Origin of the sequence: Streptomyces sp. MK7 (genome assembly GCF_032658145.1) — a bacterium.
In the GTDB taxonomy this organism is placed as follows: domain Bacteria; phylum Actinomycetota; class Actinomycetes; order Streptomycetales; family Streptomycetaceae; genus Streptomyces; species Streptomyces spiralis.
Genome location: NZ_JAVACL010000003.1, coordinates 236,922 through 253,986 on the forward strand (window position 1 = coordinate 236,922; position 17,065 = coordinate 253,986).

Sequence of the window (17,065 nt, forward strand, 5' to 3'; positions counted from 1 at the left end):
TCGTAGGCGCGTCGCACGCGCGACATCACTCGTCAGCATAAGTAGTTGCACTCTCGCCGTACAGAGCTCCATAGTCCTAACTCGTAAGGACAAGTGACGTCAGTATCAGGCTGGCGTCTCGACTGGCCAGGGAGGCCACACACCATGCAGTCCATTCCCGTGGACACGGCGCGGCTCGGCGTACTGCGGTGCGCCATCGCGCCGGAAGCGAAGCTCAGCAACCCCGAGACACAGGAGGTGAAGAGGGACCGGGACGGCAATCCGGTCTGGACGGTAGCCGTCACCGTTCGGCAGGACCGTCGGCGGATCTCCGTGATCGAGATCGCCGTCAGCGGTCAGCCGAAGGGGATCGAGGAAGGGCAGATCGTCCGCGTCACCGGGCTGACGGCGTTCACTTGGTCGATGGGTGACCGGCACGGCGTCAGCTTCCGGGCCGACGCGATCACGGCCGTGCACGACGGTCCGGTGCGTGCCAAGGGCGGTGACGCGTGATGGGGCCGACCGTGCTCGCCTTCGCGCTCGCCGTGCTGGCGTGGATGCTGGTCGTCGGTGACCTGCTGCGGCGGCATCGGCCGGCCTGGCACTGGTACCTCGTCGGTTACCCGGCCACCGCGTTCCGGGTGGTGGTCACCTGGCGCAAGGTCGCCGTCCTCAACGACCTCGCTGTCTCCCGGCGCCCGTCGCGTGGGCTGCTCGGCGACCTGGTCGTGAAGGGCGACCCGTTACGGCCGGTGGCTCCGCGGATCTCCTTCCCGCGCGCTACTCGCATGGGGCTGACCGTGATCGTGCGTCTGCACGCGGGCCAGACCCCGGCCACTTTTCTCAAGGCGGCTGACGCTCTCGTCCACGCGTGGAAGGTTCACGCGGTCCGGGTCACCTCACCGGAACGCGGGCTCGTCCTCCTGACCGCGACGGCCACGGATCCGCTTCAGCGTCCGGGCTTAGCCACGGCACCGGCCGAACTCCTCTCCGCGCTCATCGGCGTCCTGGAGAACGGCGGCGCCTGGGTGGTGAACCTGCGGCTCGTACCCCACTGGCTCATCGTCGGCGCCACCCGCTCCGGCAAGTCCACGCTCCTCGCTCGGCTGATCACACAGCTTGCGACTCAGCCCGTCGCCCTGGTCGGCATCGACTGCAAGGGCGGCATGGAACTCGGCTTGTTCTCCGGACGGCTGAGTGCCCTGGCGACCTGCCGCCGAGAAGCGGTCGCCGTGCTCTCCGCGCTCGTCGTCGACATGCAAGACCGGATGGGCGCGTGCCGCTCGGCCGGGGTCCGCTCGATCTGGGAACTGCCGGAGAAGCTGCGGCCGGTGCCGGTCGTCGTCATCGTCGACGAGATCGCGGAACTGTACCTGTCCGACGGCACCCGCGAGAGCAAGGCCGAAGCAGACCAGTGCTCCACGCTGCTGCTCCGCCTGGCGCAGCTCGGGGCCGCGCTCGGCCTACACCTCGTCGTCGCCGGCCAACGCGTCGGCTCCGACCTCGGCCCCGGCGTCACCGCCCTGCGCGCCCAACTCGGCGGCCGAATCTGCCACCGCGTCAACGACCCCGGCACAGCGGAGATGACCTTGGGCGACCTCAACAAGGACGCCGTAGTCGTCGCCCAGTCGATCACGCCTGAGGAACGTGGCGTGGCCGTCTGCACCGGACCGGACGGCGGCTGGAGCCGGGCCCGCTCGCACCTCACACCCACGGATGAGGCCGCCTCGACGGCCCGGAAGTACGCCGGGATGGCCCCGACACTGCCCGCCATAGATCACGCCCTCGCGGTGATGGAAGGAGACGGCAAGTGATCAGCACAGGCACCGCCGTGTCGCTCGTCGTGGTCTTCGGGATCATCACCTTCCTCCTCGTCCGCTCCCGAGACGTACGGATCTGGGAAGCGGCCTGCATCGCCCTGTTCGGCATGTACCTCGGTGAAACGCCCGTCGCTCTCACGATCAACGGCTTCATCACCTGGTTCCTCAGCGGCTTCAGCCACTTCTGACCTGGAAGGACGTACGCGCATGCGCATGCCTCGTGTGAGGTGCCCCCAATGCAAGGGCGACGGTGCCCGCAAGACCTGGACCGGACGACTGCGGCGCTGCCGTATCTGTCGGGGGACCGGAACCGTCCGCTGACCGACGCACATCGCAAGCCACCACTCACAAGGAGATCGCCCCATGGACGACAGCGCGCCACCAACCACCGACCCTGCCGCCTCGGCGGCTCACCCCGGAAGGCCACCGCCATCACCCCGGACATCACCTCGACTGACAGGCGCGCCGCCCTCGACCGCGCGGCGCGCCTGCGTCAGCTCCCCGAGACAGACCGTGACGCAATCCGCCTCGCTCAAGACCCGAAGTTCTCCCGCTGGCTGGAGCAAGTCACCGCGACCGGCGGCTGCGCTCACCCCGTCCACCTCGCCGGCTCCAGCACCACCGTGGACGCCACAACCGGCGAGATCATCCACCACTACGACACCCGCGACGAGCCCGGCGAACGCCTCCTTGTCCGCTGCCGCAACCGCCGTGCATCCGTATGCCCGGCCTGCTCCCGCCTCCACGCCGGCGACACCTACCATCTGGTCCGCGCCGGCCTTCTCGGCGGCAAGAACATCCCCTCCACGGTCCGGCACCGGCCCCGCCTCTTCGTCACCCTCACCGCCCCGTCCTTCGGCCCCGTGCACCGTGCCGGGGAGCTGTGCCGTCCACGCCGTGACGGCGGAACCTGCGAACACGGACGGTCTCTCGGATGCGGCACCCTCCACGCACCGGACGCCCCGGCCGTCGGGCAACCGCTCTGCGCCGACTGCTACGACTACACCGGCCACGTGCTGTGGCACGCACACGCCTCGAAGCTCTGGGACCGGTTCGTCATCGACGTACGGCGTCGCGTGGCCTCCTCGGTCGGCCTCGTGCAGTCCCGCTTCGCTCGGCACGCCCGGCTGTCCTTCGCTCGTGTCGCCGAGTACCAGAAGCGGGCGGCCGTCCACGTGCACGTCGTCGTCCGCCTCGACGGCCCGAACGGATACCAGGACGAACCCCCGGCCTGGGGCACCGCGAATCTCCTCATCGATGCGGTACGCGCTTCCGCTCAGCGGGTCCGCGTCCGCACTCCCTACAGCCCTGCCGTGGGGGAGCTGCAACTCCGCTGGGGTGCTCAGCTCGACACGCGAACGCTGCATGCCGACGGCGACGGCCCCGACGATGACGCCGTGGCGGCCTACGTCGCGAAGTACGTCACCAAGGGGGCAAGCGAGACGGGCGCCGGCACTGACCGCTCACTCACCACCTGGGCCGACATCGAGTCTGCGCCCGTCAGGGAACACGTCCGCGCCCTCATGCGAGCCTGCTGGCGCCTGGGCGGTCTGCGGGAGTATGCGCCCTTGAACCTGCGAGCTTGGGTTCACACCCTCGGCTACCGGGGCCACATCCTCACCAAGTCCCGTGCCTACTCCACGACGTACGCCGCACTCCGTGCCGAGCGTGCCCACCATCAGGGGCACGTAGACGTCCCTGACGCGGTCACCGAACGGCAGTGGCGCTACGTCGGCTCCGGCCACACCCCGGGTGCCGCGCTCATCGCCGCCGGGATCGCCGAAGACCTCGCGGAGTGCCGGCGGCACAGTGCCGATGCCAGGCAACAGGGAGGTGGGGTCCACGACGCCGCTGCCCGAACCTGAGCGCGCGAACGACAGAGCCGCGAGCCTGATCGAAAGCGAGATCGTGATCGTGGACGACGACGGTACGGAGGAACCGTTCGACGCCACCAAGTGGTTCCAGTGAGACGCGAGGCCGCCTTCCCTCGCATGACGGGAAGGCGGCCTCGATCTTGTACGTGCCGGACTCAGATGGCCTGCGCGAAGTCGTCCTCTCGGATCACGAGGCGTTCGCGTACGTCCTTCGGGATCAGTAGGCGGAGGTGAACCTTCGGGGCCCGGACCTTCGGCACCTTCGTGCGGGTGACCTCACAGCGGATCCCGACCCGGTACAGGTCCGCGGACATGGCCTCCATGCCGCCTTCCTGCCAGTGCTCACGGAACGTCTTGCCGCCGTGGACGTTGACCCACCGGTCCTTCGCCGTCTCAGGGTCGATCGCTTCCAGCTCCGCGATGAGCTTGTCGAGCGTTGCCTCCGCCTGCTCTTTCGTGAACCGCGTCTTCGTGTAACGGCCCCCGGGTTCCAGCTCCTTCATATACAGGGCGATGGACTCCTGTAGGCGCTTGATCTCCCTCCGCGCTTCCGCGCCCTCCGCGTACTGGCGAACCTCGACGGGGAAGTCGCCGAGGACCTTGAGCACGTCCTCCACCAGGCGCTCGTAGACCCGCTCGGGGTTGGGAGCGCCGAGTCCGCCGCTCTTGCAGTTGCGGCACCGCAGGTACTGGTAGGTCCCGAACTTGTTGGACGTGATCTGCACGGTCATGTTCGTCTTGCAGTCGGCACACAGGAGAACGCCGAGGAACTGGGTCACCCCGCCGACACGGCGCGGAGGCTGATTCTTCTTGCGCTTGTCGAGGGCGGCGCCAAGGGTCTCGAACTCCTCCTCGGTGAAGATGGCAGGAGCGACCTTGATCGGCCGGCCGTCCTTGCCGAGGACCGGCTTCGAGCGCCGTTGTCCTCCGTTCTTGTCCTCCTCCACGCGGTAACCGAGGAGTGCGGGGTTGCGGAGCCGGCGGAGCAGCGTCACCACGGTGAGCCCCTGGCTCATGAGGCCGGACCGCTTCAGGCAGCGCACCATGAAACTGGCTGAGCGTCCTCGAATCGCCATGTCCCGAGCCCAGTGCAGTGCCTTGTAAGCCTCGGGATCGATGGCGAGAACGACCTTCCCCGTGTCGTCCTCGTCCGTCACGTAGCCGTATGTCGGCTTCCCGATGATCCAGTCTTCCTGGGACTTCGCGTAGTCCCACAGACTCGTGACCCGGGTGGAGGTGTTCGCCGCTTCGATCTCGGCGATACCGCCGATGATCGTGACCATGATCTTCCCGGCGGTCGTCGTGAGGTCAAGACTGTCGTTCTTCGAGACCAGGTTCTTCCCGCGCTTCAGGCTCCACTCGATCATCATCGAGAGATCGGAGAGGCGGCGTACGAAGCGGTCCAGCTTCCAGAACAGGATCTCGTCGAACTCGGGGGAGCGGTTGTTCAACCATTCTCCGAGTTGCTTCCGCTTCCATGGCGGGACCTTCGTCGCCGACACGTTCAGGTCGGAAGCCACACCCACGACTCGGCTGCCGCGCTCCCTGGCCAGGATGCGGAGGTCGAGCTCCTGTCGCACGGGCGACGTCGTGTCGTCCGTCAGCACGGATAAGCGGATGGAGAGGAGTGCCCGGGGAGCGTCCTCGGGGAGCAGGGCCTCGGCCCGCTTCAACTCCTCCAAGAGCGCCAAGTCCGCTTCGGTCCACTCGGCTTCCACGTTGTAGGCCGCCCGCTCCGCCGCGAGCCGCCGCTGTCCTCGTTTCCTCATGCCAGACAGCGTGACGTAGTTCCTGGGCAGTTTTCAGCGTTTTTCCATATGCCCGGCGATGGACACGTCCATCCAGATCGGCCCCACGGGTAAGAAGCTGCTGCCGCTGACGGTCAAGAACGCTGGGCCGGCCCCCGCTTCGAGTGGTCACACACACTGACGTGAGCGAGCGCTGGGGCTCGTCGTCGGTGCGACAGGGGCCGCGGTGAGCGGCCCCTGGTGGCCGCGACCCCTGGGAACCACCGGCCGTGGCATCGATCCGTGGGCCACGCCGTGCGGGCTGCGGCGCGCTTGGGCGATGGCCGAGGGTCCTACGGAATGAACAAGTCCGCCAGATAGGTCGGTTTGGCCTCTATCTCCGCATAGCGACCGGTCTCCTTCGACCAAGCGGCGTTCCCGGCGGTGAGCGCGTTGAAATCCCTGACGCAGCGCAGCGCGTCCTCGACGACGTCGTCGGCGAGGCCGGAACGTGTCAGCCGCCCGGGCAGGACCTGCTCGAGATCAAGGATGCGCTGGACGTATCCGGCCTGCATCACGGCCACTCGCTCCGCCGCCTCCTGGAGGCTGCACCGGTGATGATGGCAGATCACCGTGACGGCGTTGAACGCATAGTCATGGGCGAGCTCTTTGCGCAGCGAGTAGAGATCGTTGATGCAGGCATTCGCGTAGATCACCGCCTCTCGCATGTCGGCGAAGGCCGGGTTGGCATGCAGTTGGTCGGGCAGGTCCACACCGGTGCCGATTTCCATCAGGTCGAGGACGGCGTCGAATGCGAACGAGGCGCGGCGGTGCGCGAGGTATTGCTGCAGGCCGGGTACACGCCCCTGCTCCCGGTGGATCATATCGGCCCGGTAGCTGTCGAAATACCACAACAGGTGCGGGACAAATCGGCGCTGCCATGCGGAAGAACGGATGTCCGTCGTGCGGCGCCACAGATCAGCCAAGGAGCGCGCCAGTCGCCCGGCCGTGACATTTCCGTCGAACACGGCGAACAACGGCCCGAACGCCTCTCGCCACCGCTCGGGCCGGTAACCGCGCACCGGGTCGTCGTCGAACTGGTCGTCCAGCTGGAAGAGCCACGCGTTCCACTGGGTGATCAGCGTCAGCGCCTCCTGTGAAGCGTTCGGGCACAGCCACGCGGTGAGCCGGTCCACACGAGTGCGCCGTACGTGCCGACGCGCCTCCTCGGTGGGCACCAGGCCGAACTCGTCCAGCCACGCCTCAGTCGCCGCAGCAGCCTCCTGGAGGTCCGGATTGAGCGCTGCCGGTACGGGTATGTAGAGGTCCGGAATCCGGAAATTGTCCATACGTCAGCTCGCTTCTCGGTAATCCTCTGCCATTCGCGACATCCAGCGACATTGCCGATGTGACTCGGCAGCGCCCGCACGGGGCATGACCAGGCAGTCCCAGCCACCGACGTAAATTACCCTGCCCGTCGATGGTGTTCGACCGGCGTCTCGTTTCTTCGGCCCTCATCGCCCTGCGCGGGAAGCACCACAGACCGGGCGAATTCGGTTGGCCGCCGATAAAAGTGCCCGGCGGTCCAAGCCGGTTGAGAACAGGCTGGGGCAGGACCGGGTCAGCTCTGGCGGCCGGGCCTGTTCAGACGAGCCAGGAGCAGAGCGACGTCGTCGCCCAGGCCGTGAGCCTTCTGCGTACCGGCGAGGAGGTCGTCGACAACGGTCTCCAGGTCCGCGGTGGGAGCCCCTCGCAGCCCCCGGAGAAACCTCTCGACACCCTGGTCGATGTCCTTGTTCACGGCCTCGAGCAGGCCGTCGGTGGTCAGCGCGAGCACGCTGCCCGGAGCGATGCGCAGGCGGGTGGTCGGGTACCGCTGCTCCCGGTCGATTCCCAGAGGGAGACCGCCGGGGACCTCCAGGAGGCGCGGCGGCTTGCGGGGCGTGATCAGCGCTGGGGCCGGATGGCCCGCCCGGCACACTCGCAGCGTCCCGTCGGACGGGTTGAGTGCGATGTAGCAGCATGTGGCGAACAGGGCCCTGTCCGGGTCGGTGTTCAGTTCGGCCAGCAGGCGGTTGGTGCGTTCCAGGACGGCCGCGGGCGTGTGTCCTTCGTTCGCGTAGGCGTGTACGGCGGTGCGCAGCCGCCCCATGAGAGACGCGGCGTGGACGCTGTGCCCCTGCACATCTCCTATGACCAGAGCCACGCCGCCGTCGGGCAGGCTGATGGCGTCGTACCAGTCGCCACCGATCCACATGCCGGAGGTGGCGGCCTGGTAGCGGGCGGCGATGGTCACGCCGGGCACCGTGAGCGGCCCGCGCGGCAGCATGCCGCGCTGGAGCTCGGTGGCGAGTGCGTGTTCCGACTCGTACATGGCGGCTCGCTCCAGGGACTGGGCGAGCAGTCCCATGGCGGCGACCAGGAGGGCGCGTTCCTCGGGCAGAAATTCTTGTGGCTCGGGGAAACCGACAAGGCAGGAACTGACGCGGCCGCGCGAGTCCGTGAGCGGCAATGCCGCCCACGCCTGTGGCGCCGACCGCGCGAGCGGTGCCAGGTGTGGATGATCGGTGATCAGCGCGTCCGCAGAGCCGATGAGGACGGGAGCCCTGCGGTCGAGCGACTCCTCCACGAGTGTGCGGGCCGTGGCGTCGAGGACTCGCACGGAGCCCTCGCCCTGCTCGTCGTCGGCGCACGAGGCGACGACGGTCAACCGGTCTCCCTCCGGGGCGATCACCGCCAGCGCGTCCGCTCCGAAGGTACGCAGTCCGGCCTGGGCGGCGGCCATGATGTCCTTCACCGTCACCGCGGCGGCCAGAGCCGCGGTCAGCTCCCGTATCCAGCGGTCACGGGTGGCGCGCTCGTACAACCGCCGCTTCTCCGCCTCGTGGCGTTCATGGACGGCCGTGGTGTCCATGACCACTCCGACCATGCGGGCCGGCAGCCCGTCGGCGCCGGGCAGGACACGGCCGCGGGCTTCCAGGGACCGGTGCCGGTCGTCGTCGGTGGTGACCCGGTACTCGATCTGGTAGTTGCCGCAGGATTTCGCTATCAGGCCCAAGGCATCGCGCACATCGGCCAGATCGGACTCGTGTACTGCGGCCAGGAAGCTCGAGATGTCCGACGGGCCGTTCTCGGGCATGCCGTGCAGCGCGAGGGTGAGCGGATCGCAGTTCACCTCGCCTGTGGCGATCTCCCAGCAGAAGAAGCCCGCCTGCACGTTGCTCGCGCTGGCCTGGAAGGAGCCCGGATCGGACTCATCTTCCCTTACAGCAGTACGCACCGGCCCGATGTCTTTCACTGGATCTCCCTGCCGTGGCGTGAACTACTTCCCTCCGAGGGATCAACGGCGCTCAACCGGATGGGCCACGCACCGTAGTGGGTGGCCGATGGATACCAGCCAGTGGGGCGACTCGCGAGCCTACGGGACTGCGACACCATTCCCTCCTGGAGACGAACGGGGCTCGTGCAGCGGAGTGTGCTCCCGCTCTTCCAGGGAAGATCGCCTGACCGATCCGACTGTGGCCGGATCGTGCGCATGGTAGTGACTTTCCGGATCTTGCGCCAGACACGTACCCGGCAGACCGCGTCGGCCGGACCGCATGCCCGGCTCAGGCGCCGGCCCGGTCCAGGGCGCTCTGCAGGGACTGCTTGTAGCCCGCGCTGGTGTACGTGGCGCCGGACACGGTGTCGATGTCCGCGCTCTGAGCCTGCAGCGTCTCCTGATCGAGCTTGGGGAGGGCCGTGGAGTTGATGTCCTTGCTGCGCGCCGTCTCGTCGGGGGACTGGACGGCGTCCGCTCCGGTGATCTTGCCGCCGGTGAGGGTGATCCGCACCTGGACCGGGCCGTACTTCGTCTGGGTCGTGGCGCCGGTGACGGTCCGAGTGGTGGGGGCGGCCGAGGTGGTCTTCGGGGCGGAGGGAGCGCTGCTGGTTCTTGTGGGGGCGGCCGATGCCGCGTGCGACGTACTCGCGGAGGGGGAAGAGGACGCGGTGTGCTTCTTCTTCGGTGTCTTCGACGGTGACGGTGACGGCGACGCGGACACGGAGTGCGAGGACACCGACGGGGACGGGGACACGGCGGCGTGCGACGTCGTCGCGGGCTCGGCCTGTGCCGGCGAGGGGCCGGTGGACGGCTTGAGCGCGAGCAGCAGCACAATGCCGGAGACGGTGCCGACGGTGGCCAGCAGCGCGTGACGGAACGGATGCCTCTTCCTCATGAGAGTCCCAGCGCGTCAGGGGTATGGACTGTCACAGCTCCGCCTCAGAACTCGAAGGACTCGTGGTGGATGCGCCGGTGCGGAACCCCTGCCTCGCGGAGCGCGGCGTAGGACTCCTCGGCCAGTCCCGGAGGACCGCACAGGTACACGTCGTGACGGGCGATGTCCGGCAGGATCCTGCGCAGCATCTTCGCGGTGATCGCGGGTCGTCGCCCTTCCGGGCTGTTGACGGCGTACAGCAGCTGGGCCCCGCGTTCGTCCGCGATCTGCTCCAGTTCGTCCCGCAACGCCAGTTCCTCGGCCGTGCGGGCCCTGTAGAGGAGCGTCAGGTCGCCGGCTGCGCCGGGCAGCGTCTCGAACAGGGCCCGCAGGGGGGTGATGCCGGCGCCGCCCGCGAGCAGCAGTACCTTGCCGCGGCTGCGGCGGGCCGCGGTCATCGCCCCGTACGGGCCTTCCGCCCACACGCGCGTGCCCGGCCGCAGCCTGGCGAGCGCCGCGCTGTGCCCGCCGACGGCCTTGACGGTGATCCGCAGCAGGTCAGGGCGGGGCGGGGCCGAGAGCGAGTACGGGTTGGCGCTCCACCGCAGCCCCTTGGTGAGGAACCGCCAGCGGAAGAACTGCCCCGCCTCCGCGCCCAGCCGGTGCAGCCGCCGACCCCGGACCAGCACGGAGACCACGCCCGGCGCCTCCTGTACGACCGACTCGACCCGCATGCGGTGCCGGAGGTTGAGCCGCACCGGGGTGAGCAGGCGATACCAGAGGAGGAGGGCACCGACCGTGATGTACAGGGCGTACCAGGCCGTACGGGCGGTGGGGTCGCCGACGAACTCGTCGCCCGTGGCGAGTTGGTGCCAGAAGGCGAGGTAGACCGCGGCGTAGGTGAGCAGGTGCAGGTAGTACCAGAGTTCATAGCGCATACGGCGCCGTACGGCTCCGGCGGACACGAAGCCGACGAGGAGGAGCAGGAGCGTGCCGACGGTCGCCTCGATCATGTGCGGGTAGTCGGTGATGACGGAGACGGTCTGCGCCACTGTGCCGGTGCCCGCCTGCAGTGCGTATCCGTACAGGATCAGCACGATGTGGGCGAGGGTCAGGGTCAGTGCGTAGCGGCCGCTTCGCGCGTGCCAGCGCACCACGCGGTCCGACCCGACCCGGCGTTCCAGGGCCGGGACGCGCGCCATCTGGGCGATCACCAGGGCGATCACATAGCCGGCGAGCAGTCCGGTGATCCGGCCCGCGTTCACCAGCCGGTCGGCCGTGGTCGCGGCGACGGCCGGGGTGTCCCGCCACCACAGCCACAGCGCGGCGGCCGCTCCCGCCCAGGAGAGTGCGAGCAGGGATGCCGCGGGGGAACGCCGGGGCCGGATCCGGCGCATGGCCTGCCGTCTGCCCGCCCGGCTGTGCTGGATGGTCGTCAAGGCTGGACTTCCCTTTGCTGGCCTTCGCTCCCCGAGCACCGTACAGCGGACGGATGGCCGAAAACCATCGGTCGGGCAGGCGGAACAGGCGGACGCATTTCCCCGCAGCCACCTAGTCCAGCGCACTGACGGGGCTTGGCGTCACACCCGCGTGGCACGGTGGTCGCCTGGGCTGTTTCGGACACACCGGCGGTACCGGCTGTGGCTAGACTCGCCGCCCATGCAAGAGCTCGACGGGAAGACAAACCAACAGATATCGCTTCGCCGTCCGGCGGACGTCGACGCCTTCGACCAGCGCGGGAGATCCGCGTGGCGCCCGACGCGCTTCGCCCCCCGCACCGCCGGATCGAAGCCCGTCGGGCGCACTCCGGCGCTCGGGCTCGAAGCGGCCGCTTCCGTCACCGGCACCGGCCGAACGGGCCCCGAGTGCACTGTGATTAACGTCACTCCAGGGGCGGCCGCGTGAGTCGTTCGGCGCGACGTCGGCACGCTCGTTCCCGTGAGCCCCGCGGTCACTGGCGGCTGCTGGCCCTGACCCTGCCCGTCGTGCTCGCCGCCCTTCTCTTCGAGGGCTGGACCACCCATGAGGTCGACGCCGCCAAGTCGCGGATCCCCTGTACCAGGCCCGTACCCAAGGCCGTGGACGAGAGCGGACCGGTCCTGCGCCGTATCAGCGGGGACGACGTCGAGTCCTCGGCCGTGCCCGCCCGTACCGTCGCGCTCACCTTCGACGGCGGCCCCGATCCCGTCTGGACCCCCCGCCTCCTCGACCTGCTGCACAAGCATCATGCGCACGCGACCTTCTTCCTGTTCGGTGCGCAGGCGGCACGCCACCCGGAGCTGGTGCGGCGGATCCTCGACGAGGGCCACGAGATCGGCTCGAACACGTACACGGGGGCGGACCTCGGTTCCTCGTCGCGCGTGCGCGCCGCGATGGAGCTGACGCTCACCCAGAAGACCCTCGCCGGTTCGGCGGGCATCCGCACCAGCCTCCTGCGGATGCCGCTGACCACCCAGGTGGACACGTTGTGCGGCGCCGAGTGGACGGCGGCCCGGAGCGCCGCCGCGGCCGGCTACGTGCTGGTCGCCGCCAACCGTCCCGACCGCGATCCGGCGTCCGGCACGGTCCGCCAGCTCAGCCAGACGGACCTGGCGTACCGGGAAACGAAGGACCTGCTCGGCAACCGGCACGTCAAGCGGTTCACCACCGTCACGGACGCACTCGGCATGCCCTCGGCCGACACCCGGGTCTCCACCGCCGAACGATGGCAGGGCAAGGCGTTGATCTGGGCCACGACCGCCGGCCACGCGTTCACGAACGCCATGACCTGGGTGCTCCTCGCGCTGGGTGTCCTGGGCGTGCTGCGGCTTCTTGCGTTGATCGTCTTCGCCCGAGTCCATGTCCGCCGCCTGACCCGCTTCCGCCCCGGCTCGCCGTGGCTGCGGAGGGTCGACGCACCGGTGACGGTGCTGGTCCCGGCGTACAACGAAGAGGCGGGCATCGAGTCCACGGTCCACTCGCTGCTCGCGTCCACGCACCCGCACCTCGAGGTCATCGTCATCGACGACGGCTCGACCGACCGGACCGCGGACCTCGCGACCTGGATCAACGACCCCCGGGTGCGGGTGATCCGGCAGCCCAACTCGGGCAAGGCGGCCGCGCTCAACACCGGACTGGCACACGCCTCGTACGACATCGTCGTGATGGTCGACGCCGACACCGTCTTCGAGCCCGACGCCCTGTACCGGATCATCCAGCCCCTCGCACACCCGGCCGTCGGCGCGGTCAGCGGCAACACCAAGGTGGGCAACCGGCGCGGGCTGCTCGGCAGATGGCAGCACCTGGAGTACGTCTTCGGCTTCAATCTCGACCGGCGGATGTTCGAGGTGCTGGAGTGCATGCCGACGGTTCCGGGGGCCATCGGTGCCTTCCGCCGGGACGCGCTGATGGGCGTCGGAGGGGTCAGCGAGGACACCCTCGCCGAGGACACCGACCTGACGATGGCGCTGTGGCGGGCCGGCTGGCGGGTGGTCTACGAGGAGTCGGCTGTCGCCTGGACCGAGGTGCCCACCTCGCTGCGGCAGTTGTGGCGGCAGCGCTACCGCTGGTGCTACGGCACGCTCCAGGCGATGTGGAAGCACCGCGGAGCCGTCCTCGAAGTGGGCACCGCCGGACGCTTCGCGCGCCGCGGACTGACATACCTGACGATCTTCCAGGTCGCCTTGCCGCTGATCGCCCCGGTCGTCGACCTGTTCGCGCTGTACGGGGCGCTCTTCAGTGATCCTGCGCAGTCGCTGGGGATATGGTTCGCCTTCCTCGTCGCCCAACTGCTCTGTGCGGGTTATGCGTTGAGACTCGACGGGGAGAAGCTGCGGGCCCTGTGGTCGATGCCGTTCCAGCTCTTCGTCTACCGGCAGCTGATGTATCTGGTCGTCATCCAGTCCGTGTTCGCCCTGCTCGGCGGTACCCGGCTGAAGTGGCATCGCATGCAGCGCGCCGGCACAGCCGCTACGGAGCAGCTGAGACAGCCGGTCGCCGCGGGGGAGTTGTCATCGAGGTGATCAGGGGGCGGAATCCATGAGCGACTGGAACGGGTACGAGGAGACACAGGCACCCCGGGTGATCACGGGGCACGTCGTCGCGCAGACGGAGGAGACACGGCCGTACGGGAATCACGGCCCGGGCCCGTACGGGGAAACCGCCCGGCCCCCCTCCAACGGGCGGAACGGCGGTGGCCACACCAGCAGCACGCGCGCCCCCTGGGTGCGCCCCAGCCGGCGCCGTCGTGTCGCGCGCCTGCTGGTGCTGCTGCTCTGCGTGCTGCTCCTGGCCGGCGGCGGCACATACGCCTGGGCCGACTTCGAGCTCAACCGGGCCGTCGACCTCGGCGAGGTCGGGGACCGTCCGCCGCCGGGGAAGGGCACCACGTACCTCATCGTGGGCTCCGACAGCCGTGACGGCCTGTCCGAGCAGGCCAGGAGGGATCTGCACGCCGGCGGTGGCGGTGGCGGCCGTACCGACTCGATGATGCTCCTGCACACCGGTGTCCACGGCACCACGTTGGTGAGCCTGCCGCGCGACTCGTGGGTGACCCTCCCGTCGTACCTCGACCCCGACACCGGAAAGCGGCACCGCCCGGCGAAGAACAAGCTGAACGCGGCCTACTCCCTGGGCGGCGCGCGGCTGCTGGTGCGGACCATCGAGCTCAACACGGGCGTCCGTGTCGACCACTACGCGGAGATCGGCTTCGGCGGCTTCGTCGGTGTCGTGAACGCCGTCGGCGGCGTGGGCATGTGCGTGGACCGGAGCATCAAGGACGAGAAGTCGGGGCTGGACCTGACGAAGGGCTGCCACACCCTGGACGGCGCCCAGGCACTCGCGTTCGTCCGCCAGCGGCATCAGGAGGCCCAGGGCGACCTGGGGCGCAGCAGAAACCAGCAGAAGTTCCTCGCCGCGCTCGCCCACAAGGCGGCCGCACCGGGCACGGCGCTCAATCCGTTCCGGACCTATCCCCTGCTGGACGCGGCGCTGAACACCCTGGTGGTGGACAAGGACACGCGACTGCGCACCCTTGCCTCGCTGTTCGAGGCGATGAGGAGTGTCTCCTCCGGAGCCGGCAGGCAGCTCAACGTCCCCGTGGCCGACGTGGGGATCAGCACGTCGCAGGGCAGCGCCGTGAAGTGGGACGCGGTGAAGTCGAAGGAGTTGTTCACCGAACTGAGGAACGACCGGCCGGTGACCGTCGCGGCGAAGAACCAGCCGGCCGGCGGATGAGCCCCGCGCCGCGCATCTGCCGGGCTTCGCCGACGGCTTCCGGCTCCGCACCGGCCCCACCGGCAAGAAGCTCCTGCCGCCGCCGGTCAGGTGCCGCCCAGCAGGCGTTGCATGGCGGCGAGGTCCTCGTCGACGATCTCGCGGCGGGCGCGCGGTCCGCACGCGCGCAGCAGGCGGGCGAAGTCGGCTACGGCCGCCAAGATGCGCTCACCCAGGGCCGATCCTGTCTGGGTGCCGAAGTCGCTGGTGGCGGCGTAGACGGGCCGGGGGGAGACGATCGCGTGCAGGTACGAGAACATCGGCCGCAGCGCGTGTTCCAGCACCAGGGAGTGCCGCTCGGTGCCGCCGGTCGCGCCGATGAGGACGGGCATGTCCGACAGGGTGTGCTCCGGCATCACGTCGAAGAAGGACTTGAACAGTCCGCTGAAGGAGGCGTTGAAGGCGGGCGTGACGGCGATGACACCGTCCGCCTCGGCGACCTTCGCGAACGCCGACTCCAGCGCCTCCCCGGTGAACCCCGTCAGCATCGCGTCCATGATGGGGTGCGCGAGGGGACGCAGCTCCACGAAGGCCGTCTCCACCGGTTCGCCGAGTTCCTCGAGTTCCCGGGTCACGGCGGCCGCGAGCCGGTCCGCGAGGAGCCGCGTCGAGGACGGCTCGCGGAGTCCGCCGGTGATGATCGTGATTTTCATGGGGTCTCCGGGTTCTCGTCGCTGTCACCGGTGGACTGCTCCGCCTCGGCACGTTCGCGGTCGCGCAGCAGCGATCGGTGGGTCGGCGCGGCCGGGACGTCGGCCGGTCTGCCGACGGCGAACTCCTTGCGCAGCACCGGCACCACCTCTTCGCCGAGCAGGTCGAGTTGCTCCAGCACCGTCTTCACCGGCAGGCCGGCGTGGTCCATGAGGAACAACTGGCGCTGGTAGTCGCCGGCGTACTCGCGGAAGCCGAGCGTCTTCTCGATGACCTGCGCCGGTGAACCCACCGTCAGCGGGGTCAGCTCCGTGAACTCCTCCAGCGAGGGGCCGTGTCCGTAGACGGGTGCGTTGTCGAAGTAGGGGCGGAACTCGGCCATGGCGTCCTGGCTGTTGGGGCGCATGAACACCTGGCCACCGAGGCCGACGATCGCCTGCTGCGGGGTGCCGTGGCCGTAGTGGGCGAAACGCCGGCGGTACAGGCTCACCAGCTGCCGTGTGTGGGAGGCGGGCCAGAAGATGTGGTTGGCGAAGAACCCGTCCCCGTAGTAGGCGGCCAGCTCCGCCACTTCGGGCGTGCGGATGGAGGCGTGCCACACGAAGGGCGGTACGTCGTCCAGGGGGCGCGGAGCGAGCGTGAAACCCTGCAGCGCGCTGCGCAGCTTGCCCTCCCAGTCGACGACCTCCTCGCGCCACAACCGGCGCAGCAGTCCGTAGTGCTCGACGGTCAGCGGCAGGGCGTCGCGGATGTCCTGCCCGAACCAGGGGTAGACCGGGCCGGTGTTGCCGCGTCCGAGCATGATGTCCGTACGCCCCCCGGACAGGTGCTGGAGCACGCTGAAGTCCTCGGCGATCTTGACCGGGTCGTTGGTGGTGATCAGCGTGGTCGAGGTCGACAGGACGATCCGCCGGGTCTGGGCGGCGATGTAGGCGAGCAGGGTGGTCGGCGAGGACGGCACGAAGGGCGGGTTGTGGTGCTCGCCGGTGGCGAAGACGTCCAGGCCGACCTCCTCGGCCTTGCGCGCGATGGCGACGGTGGCCTGGATGCGTTCGGCCTCGGTGGGCGTCCGGCCCGTCGTGGGGTCGGTGGTGACATCACCGACGGTGAAGATGCCGAACTGCATCCCGCTCGCCTCGGACGGCTGCGCAGCCGTCGTGTCGTACGGCTCCGTGCCGGTCGTTTCGGACGACGCCATGCTGAGTTCCTCCTGGCCTCCCTCGCCGGGGCAGTCGTACCCGACCTGGTGCGGTCGGTCCTGCGCGACGGGCCGTCGTCGCCTCGCTCACCGGGGAGTTCGTGCCGGCGGGTCCCCGGTGCGATCGTCGTCGCACCGTTTGCGCGGGGTACGCCCGGTCACTGGGCAGAGTCGCGGACCGGGGGCGCCCCCGGCCTCACCTCGTCATCGTGTCACGCCGCGCGCGATCCGGCAGAAGATGCCTCCGCGGGCGCGAGAAGGCCGCACGCACCACCGCCGGGCAGGCCGGACGCACCACCGCCGGGCAGGCCGGACGCACCGCTGCCGAGCAGGTACGACGCACGGGCGCCGAGCAGGCACGGCACCG

14 protein-coding genes are annotated in these 17,065 nt (G+C 69.3%); 7 read left to right on the plus strand and 7 right to left on the minus strand.

Annotated elements, in window-relative coordinates:
• Positions 1-144: 144 nt before the first annotated feature.
• The 5 genes from R2S09_RS05820 (at position 145) to R2S09_RS05840 (ending at position 3,767) form a co-directional block, all read left to right on the plus strand.
• On the plus strand, positions 145-492 hold the full coding sequence (locus R2S09_RS05820) for a hypothetical protein (RefSeq protein ID WP_316740048.1): 348 nt from the start codon (positions 145-147) through the stop codon (positions 490-492).
• Entirely contained in the window at positions 492-1,793 is a 1,302-nt protein-coding gene (locus R2S09_RS05825) for an FtsK/SpoIIIE domain-containing protein (RefSeq protein ID WP_316740049.1), read from the plus strand. Before R2S09_RS05820 ends, R2S09_RS05825 begins: the two co-directional genes overlap by 1 nt.
• A complete protein-coding gene (locus R2S09_RS05830) occupies positions 1,790-1,987 on the plus strand; it encodes a hypothetical protein (RefSeq protein ID WP_316740050.1) in 198 nt (65 codons plus the stop codon). Before R2S09_RS05825 ends, R2S09_RS05830 begins: the two co-directional genes overlap by 4 nt.
• A gap of 300 nt (positions 1,988-2,287) precedes the next feature.
• A complete protein-coding gene (locus R2S09_RS05835) occupies positions 2,288-3,664 on the plus strand; it encodes a replication initiator (RefSeq protein ID WP_316740136.1) in 1,377 nt (458 codons plus the stop codon).
• Positions 3,633-3,767: a hypothetical protein gene (locus R2S09_RS05840; protein WP_316740051.1), complete on the plus strand. Its 135-nt coding sequence runs from the start codon at positions 3,633-3,635 to the stop codon at positions 3,765-3,767. The genes R2S09_RS05835 and R2S09_RS05840 overlap by 32 nt, the downstream gene beginning before the upstream one ends.
• A gap of 61 nt (positions 3,768-3,828) precedes the next feature.
• Here the strand turns inward: R2S09_RS05840 and R2S09_RS05845 are convergent, their stop codons facing one another.
• The 5 genes from R2S09_RS05845 to R2S09_RS05865 all read right to left on the minus strand — a co-directional run bounded on the left by R2S09_RS05845 (position 3,829) and on the right by R2S09_RS05865 (position 10,993).
• On the minus strand, positions 3,829-5,391 hold the full coding sequence (locus R2S09_RS05845) for a recombinase family protein (protein ID WP_316740137.1): 1,563 nt from the start codon (positions 5,389-5,391) through the stop codon (positions 3,829-3,831).
• A gap of 362 nt (positions 5,392-5,753) precedes the next feature.
• Positions 5,754-6,749 carry a terpene synthase family protein gene (locus R2S09_RS05850; protein ID WP_316740052.1) on the minus strand — a complete coding sequence of 332 codons (996 nt, stop codon included), beginning with the start codon at positions 6,747-6,749 and terminating at the stop codon, positions 5,754-5,756.
• Between the two features lie 272 nt (positions 6,750-7,021).
• Positions 7,022-8,698 (minus strand): SpoIIE family protein phosphatase, encoded by a 1,677-nt coding sequence (locus tag R2S09_RS05855; protein ID WP_316740053.1) that lies wholly within the window; start codon positions 8,696-8,698, stop codon positions 7,022-7,024.
• 310 nt (positions 8,699-9,008) lie between these two features.
• On the minus strand, positions 9,009-9,617 hold the full coding sequence (locus R2S09_RS05860) for an FMN-binding protein (RefSeq protein WP_316740054.1): 609 nt from the start codon (positions 9,615-9,617) through the stop codon (positions 9,009-9,011).
• Positions 9,618-9,661: 44 nt separating this feature from the next.
• The gene (locus tag R2S09_RS05865) at positions 9,662-10,993 is read right to left on the minus strand and encodes a ferredoxin reductase family protein (RefSeq protein ID WP_316740138.1); all 1,332 of its coding nucleotides are present in this window, start codon (positions 10,991-10,993) and stop codon (positions 9,662-9,664) included.
• A 504-nt stretch (positions 10,994-11,497) separates the two neighbouring features.
• Between R2S09_RS05865 and R2S09_RS05870 the strand changes: the two genes are divergently transcribed.
• Together R2S09_RS05870 and R2S09_RS05875 are read left to right on the plus strand one after the other, a co-directional pair.
• A complete protein-coding gene (locus tag R2S09_RS05870; RefSeq protein ID WP_316740055.1) occupies positions 11,498-13,597 on the plus strand; it encodes a bifunctional polysaccharide deacetylase/glycosyltransferase family 2 protein in 2,100 nt (699 codons plus the stop codon).
• 16 nt (positions 13,598-13,613) lie between these two features.
• Positions 13,614-14,810, plus strand: a complete 1,197-nt coding sequence (locus tag R2S09_RS05875; RefSeq protein WP_316740056.1) for an LCP family protein — start codon at positions 13,614-13,616, stop codon at positions 14,808-14,810.
• A gap of 86 nt (positions 14,811-14,896) precedes the next feature.
• On the opposite strand, the gene R2S09_RS05880 is transcribed toward R2S09_RS05875, so the two are convergent.
• Together R2S09_RS05880 and R2S09_RS05885 are read right to left on the minus strand one after the other, a co-directional pair.
• The gene (locus R2S09_RS05880; RefSeq protein WP_316740057.1) at positions 14,897-15,502 is read right to left on the minus strand and encodes a CE1759 family FMN reductase; all 606 of its coding nucleotides are present in this window, start codon (positions 15,500-15,502) and stop codon (positions 14,897-14,899) included.
• Positions 15,499-16,626, minus strand: coding sequence for an LLM class flavin-dependent oxidoreductase (locus R2S09_RS05885; RefSeq protein ID WP_306190187.1), 1,128 nt, complete (start codon positions 16,624-16,626; stop codon positions 15,499-15,501). Before R2S09_RS05885 ends, R2S09_RS05880 begins: the two co-directional genes overlap by 4 nt.
• Between the last annotated feature and the right edge of the window lie 439 nt (positions 16,627-17,065).

What these genes read in the sequence shown, in the direction of transcription:
- R2S09_RS05820 (WP_316740048.1), top strand. Translation starts at nt 145, where the DNA reads ATGCAGTCCATTCCCGTGGACACGGCGCGGCTCGGCGTACTGCGGTGC.
- R2S09_RS05825 (WP_316740049.1), top strand. Translation starts at nt 492, where the DNA reads ATGGGGCCGACCGTGCTCGCCTTCGCGCTCGCCGTGCTGGCGTGGATG.
- R2S09_RS05850 (WP_316740052.1), bottom strand. Translation starts at nt 6,749, where the DNA reads ATGGACAATTTCCGGATTCCGGACCTCTACATACCCGTACCGGCAGCG.
- R2S09_RS05860 (WP_316740054.1), bottom strand. Translation starts at nt 9,617, where the DNA reads ATGAGGAAGAGGCATCCGTTCCGTCACGCGCTGCTGGCCACCGTCGGC.
- R2S09_RS05865 (WP_316740138.1), bottom strand. Translation starts at nt 10,993, where the DNA reads ATGCGCCGGATCCGGCCCCGGCGTTCCCCCGCGGCATCCCTGCTCGCA.
- R2S09_RS05875 (WP_316740056.1), top strand. Translation starts at nt 13,614, where the DNA reads ATGAGCGACTGGAACGGGTACGAGGAGACACAGGCACCCCGGGTGATC.
- R2S09_RS05880 (WP_316740057.1), bottom strand. Translation starts at nt 15,502, where the DNA reads ATGAAAATCACGATCATCACCGGCGGACTCCGCGAGCCGTCCTCGACG.
- R2S09_RS05885 (WP_306190187.1), bottom strand. Translation starts at nt 16,626, where the DNA reads ATGCAGTTCGGCATCTTCACCGTCGGTGATGTCACCACCGACCCCACG.